General features: G+C 62.8%; 2 protein-coding genes. Both read right to left on the bottom strand.

The window, feature by feature from the left end; translation table 11 throughout:
* Positions 1–7,860, bottom strand: a 7,860-nt coding sequence (locus CHR90_RS05080) for a cadherin-like domain-containing protein (protein WP_141210873.1), incomplete at its 3' end; no start/stop codon positions are given.
* A 126-nt stretch (positions 7,861–7,986) separates the two neighbouring features.
* The gene (locus CHR90_RS19035; RefSeq protein ID WP_212668617.1) at positions 7,987–8,205 is read right to left on the bottom strand and encodes a transposase; all 219 of its coding nucleotides are present in this window, start codon (positions 8,203–8,205) and stop codon (positions 7,987–7,989) included.
* Between the last annotated feature and the right edge of the window lie 158 nt (positions 8,206–8,363).

Here is an 8,363-nt window from a genome sequence, read left to right as displayed (position 1 = left end):
TTGATAGGGATTTGCCGGGGCAATTATCATTCCGGAGGATGAAGTTGCCTGCATCGTTAGCGCATCACCGTCAGGGTCAGAGGCCGTCACGGTGCCAAAATAATAGGGGGTATAATTACCCTCTATATTGACGGGCGTTCCGGTAATTGCCGTGGCTGTAATCACGGGCGCCCGGTTCGTGGATATGACGTCGATCTGGGCGGTTTCAGTAATCATGCCGCCGCGCCCGTCGCTGACCACATAATCGAAACTCGCTGCCCCGGTCACATTGGTGCGCGGCGTGAAGACGACGTTGTTACCCGAGACATAAGCGCTACCATAGGAACTGCTCGCAGAGATAATCGTCAAAGCATCGCCATCGGGATCCCGATCGTTCGCCAAGAGCGTTCCAAAATCCTGATTAAGCGTGGAGCCTTGGTTCATCGGGCTGAGCTGCTCACCCGCGCCATAGGGCATATCATTCACCGACGCGATATTCAGGTAGGCCGTCGCGCTCGCTGTGCCGCCATGTCCATCGCTGATGGTATAGGTGAACTGGTCCATCCCATAATAGTTGGCGTTTGGAACATAGACGACGCCCGAGCCATTGCTATAAACCGAGCCATTATAGGCGCCATATGCTGAGACGATGGAGAGGGCGTCACCGTCTGCATCATAGTCATTTTGGGTCAATTGACCGGAGGAGAGGAAGAGAACCTGATCTTCCTGCCCATAAATGGTCTCGCCCGCCGCAATGGGCGTATCATTGACGTTGATGACCTGATAGGCGGCGGTTGCCGTGCTAACGGCCCCATGTGCGTCAGCGACCTGATAGCTAAAACTCGCGGTGCCCGCGAAGTTGGTGTAGGGCGTGAACGTGACCGTGCCGCCCGACTGGCTGACGGTGCCGCCGGACGCGCTGCCGACGCCGAGGAAGGTCATCGCATCGCCTTCGGGGTCGCTATCGTTACTCATCAGCGATGCGGTCGAGACGGTGATCGGCTGCTCTTCGAGGGCCGAGCCGAGCCAGTCGGACTGCAAGCGCGGCGCGTCATTGACGGCAGCGATGGCGAGATCGACCCGGGCCGTGCTGGTATTGCCGTGGCCGTCCGACACCGTGTAATCGAACCCGGCAGCGCCATTGTAATCGGCGGTCGGACTAAAATAGACCCCGCCGCCGGAGACCTGCGCCGTGCCGCCCTGGATATTACCGACCGAGACAATCGTCAGCGCGTCGCCATCGGCGTCGCTGTCGTTGCCGGTCAGCGCGGCATGGGTGAACTGGGCGTTCTGATCTTCCTGCAGCGCAAAACTATCGTTGCCGGTGACCGGCACGTCTTGGACGTTGGCGACATTGAGCGTCACCCGGCCCGTGCCCGCCGCGCCCTGGGCGTCGGTGGTCGTATAGGTGATCTCGGCTTGCCCGAAGAAATTCTCCGTTGGGGTGAAGGTCAGGCTGCCATCGGCCTCCGCCGTAACGGTGCCGCCCGTGACGCCCGTGATCTCGGTGAAGTCGAAGCCGTCGCCATCCACGTCATGGGCATTGGCATCGGCGAGGATCTGGCTGGGCGTAAGGGTGAGCGGCACTTCCTCGGTCGCGGCATAGGTTACATTCGCCATGCGCGGGGCATCGTTGACCGCTTGAATATCAAGGGCAACCGTCGCCGTCGCCTGCGCGCCGTGACCATCGTCGATCGTGTAGGTGAAACTGCCCGCGCCATTATAGTCCGCGAAGGGCGTGAAGCGGACGTCGCCGCCCGCCGTCAGAGTGGCAACACCGCCGACAGCATCCTGCACCGAGGCAATGGTCAGCGTGTCGTGATCGACGTCGAGGTCATTGGCAAAGAGCGCCGCCTTCGAGAAAAGCGCGACCGTATCTTCAGTGAAGCTAAAGGCATCATCGGCAGCGACCGGCGCGTCATTGACGCCGGTGACGGTCAGGGCAACCTGAATATCCGCTGCAGCGCCGCCACTATCGGTCACGCGATAAGAGAAGCTTGCCGCGCCAAAATAATCGCCGTCGGGGGTGAAGGTCACCGTGCCGTCGCCATTATCGGTGACGGTGCCGTGGCTCGCCGAGAAAATCGGCTGGAAGTCGAACCCATCGCCTTCGACGTCATAATCATTGGCGATCAGATCGGCGACCTGGACCGTAAAGCTCGTGTCCTCATCGAAGGTTGCGAGGTCGGCGAGGCTGCGCGGCGCATCGTTGACGGCGGTGATATCGAGCGCCACATGGGCCGTCGTCGTGCCGCCGTTGCCATCAGACACGGTATAATCGAACCCGGCACTGCCGCTGTAATCGGCATCGGGGGTAAAGAACACGCGGCCCTGGGCATCCAGGCTGACGGCGCCGCCGGTCGCGCCCGCAACGCCGGTCACCGCCAGCGTATCGCCGTCGACATCCCGGCTGCCCGCCAGCAAGGTCGCGGCGCTCATCTGAACGGGCGTATCTTCGGTCAGTGTGCCGCTATGGTCGGCCAGCACCGGCGCGTCATTGACGGCGCCGACGTTGATGACGACCCGCCCTGCCCCCTCGCCGCTTTGCGCGTCGGTCAGCTTATACTCGAAGCCCGCCTGTCCGTAATAATCGGCATCGGGGGTGAAGGTCAGGGTGCCGTCGGCATTCTCGCTCAGGCTACCGTGATGGACCTGCGTAACGCCGCCGAAGGTGATGGCATCGCCTTCCACATCGCTATCCCCGGCGCGGATCCCGTCGAGATCGACGATCAGCCCCGTGTCCTCGCTCGTGGCAAGCGTCGCGCCGCCGGTGGGAGCATCGTTGACGGCGGTAATATCGAGCGCCACATGGGCCGTGGTGGTGCCGCCATTGCCGTCGGCGATCGTATAATCGAAGCCCGCCGCACCATTGTAGTTGGCGTCGGGGGTAAAAATCACCGCGCCATCGGCGCCCAGCACCGCCGTGCCGCCGGTCGCCCCGGCAACGCCGGTAACGGCCAGGGCATCGCCTTCGACGTCGCGCGCGCCGGTCAGCAGATTGGCGCCGGTGATGCGGATGGCGGTATCTTCCGCCAAGGTGCCGCTATGATCGGCGGCGGTCGGCGCATCATTGACCGAGGCGACCGTGATGGCAACGGTCGCCGTGCCTTCCGCCCCATGCTCATCGACGAGGCGATAGTCGAAGCCCGCCTGACCGTGGAAATTCGCCGTGGGGGTGAAGGTCACCGTACCGTCGGCATTCTCCACAAGGGTGCCGTGGCGAACATTGGTGATCCCCCCATAGGTGAAGACATCGCCTTCCACATCGGCATCGCCCGCGCGCACGGCGGCCATATCGATGGTCAGGGCGGTATCTTCGTCGGTAGTCAGGGCCGCGCCGCCGGTCGGCGCGTCATTGACCGCCGCGAGGGTGAGATCGACATGGGCCGTGGTCGTACCGCCGTTCCCATCCGAGACGGTGTAATCGAACCCGGCCGCGCCGGTGTGATTGGCGGTTGGGGTGAAGGTAACGCGCCCATCGGCGCCAACACTCGCGGTCCCGCCGACGGCATTGGCAACAGCGGCCACCGTCAACAGGTCGCCGTCTACATCCGCCGCCCCGGCCAGCAGCTCGGCGGCGGTGAAGCGTTTAACGGTATCCTCGGTGCCCGCCGCGCTCTGATCGACCGCCGTTGGCGTATCGTTGACGCTGTGCACCGCCAGGGTCTGAAGCTGGGTGACCACGCCGCCGTTGCCGTCCTCGACGGTCAGGCGCACCAGCCCGGTGCCGTTGAAATTGGCGTGCGGGGTGAAGACCAGCGCCCCCGAAGCATCGAGGCTGGCGGTACCGCCGAGCAGCGCCGTCACCTGGGTGACCGTCGCGGTATCGCCATCGGCATCGCTGATGCGGGCGGCGAGATCGGCGGCCGAGAGGGTGAGCACGGTATCTTCCGTCGCCGTCACGGGCGTTGAGACCAGCGTCGGCGCATCGTTGACCGGTGTCAGATCGACGGTCACGCTGTGGGTGGTGACCACCCCATCGGCGTCAATCGTCTCATAGGCGAAGCTGGCCGGGCCGGTGGCATTGGCATCGGGGATAAAGCGAATACTGCCGTCCGCCGCCAGGCTGACCGTCCCGCCGGTGGCGCTATGGACGCCCGCAAGGGTGAGATCGGTCCCAGCATCATTGGCCAGCAGATCGGCGGCGACGAAGCGCACACCGCGATCTTCCGTCCCCAGCGCGCCATCATTACCGCCGCCGAGATCGTCGAGCGCGGAGAGCGTATCGACCGGCATCGGGCTGGCTGCCGGAGGCACCGGCGTTACCGCCGCACCGGTCGTGCTATCAACCGTGACCGGCAGGGTGAAACTGCCGCCCTGACCATCGGAGAGGGTCACCGTTAGGGTCGTCGCCCCCGTATAGCCGGTGGGCGCGACATATTGCAGCGAGCCATCGGCATTGAGCGTCACCGAGCCGACCGATGCCCCAGAAACGGCGCTGACGGTGAGCGTGCCCGCATCGCCGCCAAGGCCCGCTTGGACCAGTTGCGCGACGGAGAAGCGGACGCCGGGCGGCGGCGGTACGACAGGGGCGGGCGGCGGCACGGGTTCCGCCGGGGTGGCCGCGCCCTCGAGGCTGCCCGCATACCCCGTCCCGCCGCCGGTGCTGCTGGTCCCTGTCGTGGTGGTCGTTGTTGTGGTGTTGGCGGTCTCGGTCGTCACGGTCGTGAGCGTGACCGTGGTGACGTTTGTTCCGGTACCCGTCCCCGTGCCGGTGCCAGTCCCGGTACCCGTGCCGGTTCCACTGCCTGTGCCCGATCCAGTCCCCGTCCCGGACCCGGTGCCCGTTCCCGCTGTGGTGAGCGTGGTGAGCCCGATCTCCTCGACCGTGGTGACGCTCGTCGCCGTACTGGTGACCGATGTTGCCGTTGTTGTCGCCGTCGCGGTCGGCAGCACGGTTACCCGCGCCTGGGTCGAGATAATCGCGCCGCTGGCATCGGTTAGCAGCACCTCGAAGCTGCCGGTGCCGGTATAGCCGCTGGTCGGGGTGAAGCGCACCTGGCCATCGGCATCGACCGAGGCCGAACCGCCCGCCCCACCGATCACCGACAGCACCCGCATCCCCGCGCCGCCGCCCAGCGCCTCCATATCCAGCGTCAAGGCCGCATCCTTGCCCGTGAACAGGGCAACCTCATTTACGTCCGAGACGGAGGGGGCGGAGGCCGCAGCACCCTGCGCCGACTGTGGAGCCACAGCAACGGGGCTATCGAACAGAACCGTGGTTCGTCCCAACGTCGAGGCCGCGAGCGGGGCAGCATTCTGTACCGACAGTTGGACGGAGGGCAGCAGCGGATTGAGGGCCGCAAGGTTGGAGAGATTGACCTGCTGAGAGACGATTTCCCCTGCGGTCACATAATGAACCTGCGGCGCCGTCCGCACCGGCCCCACCGCGCCCGAGCTATAAAGAACCGAGGAGGAGGAGGTGACATGGCCCTCTTCATCCCGGCTGAACGTGCTGCCAAGGAAGCTGACGGTCTGCGGTGTTCCCGCCGCCGCCGACCCAGCCGCCATGAAAGCCGAGAAAGCAGCCGCATTGGTGAAAGCGCCGGTCTCTTTCCCCTGCACCGCAAGCCAGAAGCGCGTGCCTGCGGACAGGCTGGACAGCACGCTATAGCGCATCTCCCCGTCCATATCCTTCAGGGCCTGGCTCAGTTGAACCGCCTCGACCTTGCCCTTCGGGATCGCCTTGCGGGCATCGGCGAGATCCTTCTCGAGTTTGGCGCGATCTTCTTTAGCTTTTTTGGCCTTCTCTTCGTCTGCCTTCGAGACGGTTTTGGGGGCTGCCGTCGTCTTTGGGGTCGTCGGACGGCTGACCGCGTCGGCCGTGCGGGTTGCCCCGATCGAAACCGTCTTCTCGCCATTGGCGAGGGTCTGGACCGTCACAGCCGCATAGGATCGGGTCGTTTGGCCAGCGGCATCGGTCACATCATAGTAGAAGCCGGTAACGCCGCTAAAATTAGCCGGTGGGGTGAAATAAATATTATCGCCATCCAGCATGGCGCCATCGACGCCGGTGATGCGCAGCCCGCCGCCGTCGACATCCCAGTCGTTGCTCAAAAGATCAGCGGCGCTGACCGTCATCGTCGTGTTTTGATAGGAGTTGAACAACTCGCCGGTCACCACCGGCTTATCGTTCTCCGCCCCAAAATTGATCCGCGCCGTCGCCATCGAAACGCCGCCGTGACCATCCTCGACGAGATAGTCGAACTGCGCCTCGCCGTTAAAATCATGGTCTGGCGTAAAGGTGATGCGCCCGTGGTTGATCGTCACCTGGCCGTTCACAGCGTTACCGACCTGCTTGATGATCAGGTAATCGCCGATGTTCCCGAGATCATTGGCCGTCAGCAGATCCTGATCGATCTCAAGGACGCGATCTTCGGTCGATTTGATCTTCTCATCATAGGCCAGGGCGTTTTCGGTAACATAGATGAAGCCCTCATCCAGCGCGGCCAGGTCGCTATCGGAGGTGACTTGACCCGACGTCACCGTCTGGTTCGTCTGGGTCCAATCATGGCGCGAGCCAACGTCAATATCCGCCAGCGCGCGGCCAATAAGATTAAGCGCGCCGGTCGACTGGTCCTGCCACAGATTGCCGCCCGCCACCTCAATACCCTTCGCGGCATTGAAGATATCGCCCGCCTGCGCCCCTGCGGCCGGGGATCGGGTCAGGGCAATCCCCGCTACCGCCCCAGCGAGCATGGCGGTCTTGGTTGCCTCATTCGCTGCCGCCCCGCTAAATAGGGTGGTTTTTGTCGCCTCCGACGTCGTCGGATCGACATCAAGCTCAGCCCTATTCAGCGCATGCACAGGCTTTGGCCGCGCCGCTTCTTGCCAAAATTCTACCGATTGCAGGCGCGTGTCTTTGAACTGCACGATGGCATCGGGGTTATCCCCCTCGTGCCCTAGCTCAAGCGGCGTGCGGGTCAGCGTGGTGCTGGCGGTCTTCGGTGGTGCATAGGCCAAATCGAAAACAGAGGCGGCGAGCTTGCGCCAGGTGCCGTCCACGAAGACCTCACCCTCCTTGGTCTCCGGCACGCCGACGGTCGCGGGATTGGTCTTCTGAACGGTTGTTGTCGCGACCTCGATGCGGCCTTCTTTGACCAATTGTTCATAGAGCGCGAGGTCGTGCCGCTCGTCGCCCGTCAGCTTATAGCCAATATCGAGCTTGGGCGCGGCAGTGCCCACGGCTTTCCCAAGGATAATCTCCTCGGCGGCGTCCGACCCGAGGCGGCTGGCGAGATAATTGACGCGGCTATAGTGATCGGCCGGATTGGGCACATCCAGCGCCATCGCCTCGGCTTCTTTAAGCACCTCGTCCCAGGAGAAATTCTCCTTCCGGGCCATATAGAGGAGCTCGCTCGGCGAACTATCCTTATAGGCTTGATAATAGGCGTAGCGCGCTGCGGTCGTCAGATCCTTGCCAAGATCAGCGCGCGTTGTCGCGTCCGAGCCATAAAGGCCGCGCTTGAGATAGACGTTGCCGCCTTCGATCAGCGTGCCGCGCAACTCGCGCAGCACCCCATAATCCAGCGCCTCCTCGGTTGTGTGGAAGGCGTTTTCTTTCAGGTTCTCGTCCGGGCCGACGAAATAGACCGTACCGCCCTTGCTCGATTCGTACCCGTAGCGCAGCCCGGCAATGTCTTCCATATTGATGATCTTGCCGTCGACGAACCCAATAAACCCATTGAGACTATCGACCGCCGCCTGCGCGATCTGCTTCGAGATCTCCGTATTGCCCTTATTGTTCGAGCCCGACCCGAGAACCACAAATTTACCGTCCGCGTCGATCCCGACGTCGGTCACCGCTAACGGGTTCTTCTTGCCGCCGCCGAAGATTTTACTGACGATGCCGCCAAGAAGACCACCGAGGAAACCGGTCACCTCGAATTACCGTGCGTTTTGCCGTAGCGAGAGAAGCTCAGCGCCACTGACGGCCATTCATGCCCGCCTTTCGGGCATTCTGAGTATTTTCAGGTTGCTATGCTGTGTTTTGGCGGCCTTTTGCCGTCATGCGGGCGCATTTCGGGTATCGAGCCAGATGAGCCGACGCATATTGTAGGCGATGTTGGCCAGCCCGATCTTGGTGGTGGCCCGGTCGAGACCGATCGTTCGGACAAACAAGCCCATCCGATCCTTCAGCCCGGCGAAGACGTGTTCGACTTTGGAGCGGATCACCGATTTCCGGGCATNACTCGTTCGACTTGCATGTGTTAGGCATGCCGCCAGCGTTCGTTCTGAGCCAGGATCAAACTCTCAGGTTAATGGCGCCATCACTGACACCACTAAAACTGACCCTAAACTCTCTCTCTCAAGAGACCAAGAACCAGCAGCCAACAGGCCACCAACTCCATATCCCTTCCCATAAATCAACAATGTCAAAGATC

The sequence above is a fragment of the Elstera cyanobacteriorum genome (assembly GCF_002251735.1).
Taxonomy (GTDB): domain Bacteria; phylum Pseudomonadota; class Alphaproteobacteria; order Elsterales; family Elsteraceae; genus Elstera; species Elstera cyanobacteriorum.
The sequence above is the reverse complement of the archived record's forward strand: the minus strand, read 5'-3'. Positions and strand labels throughout refer to the sequence as shown.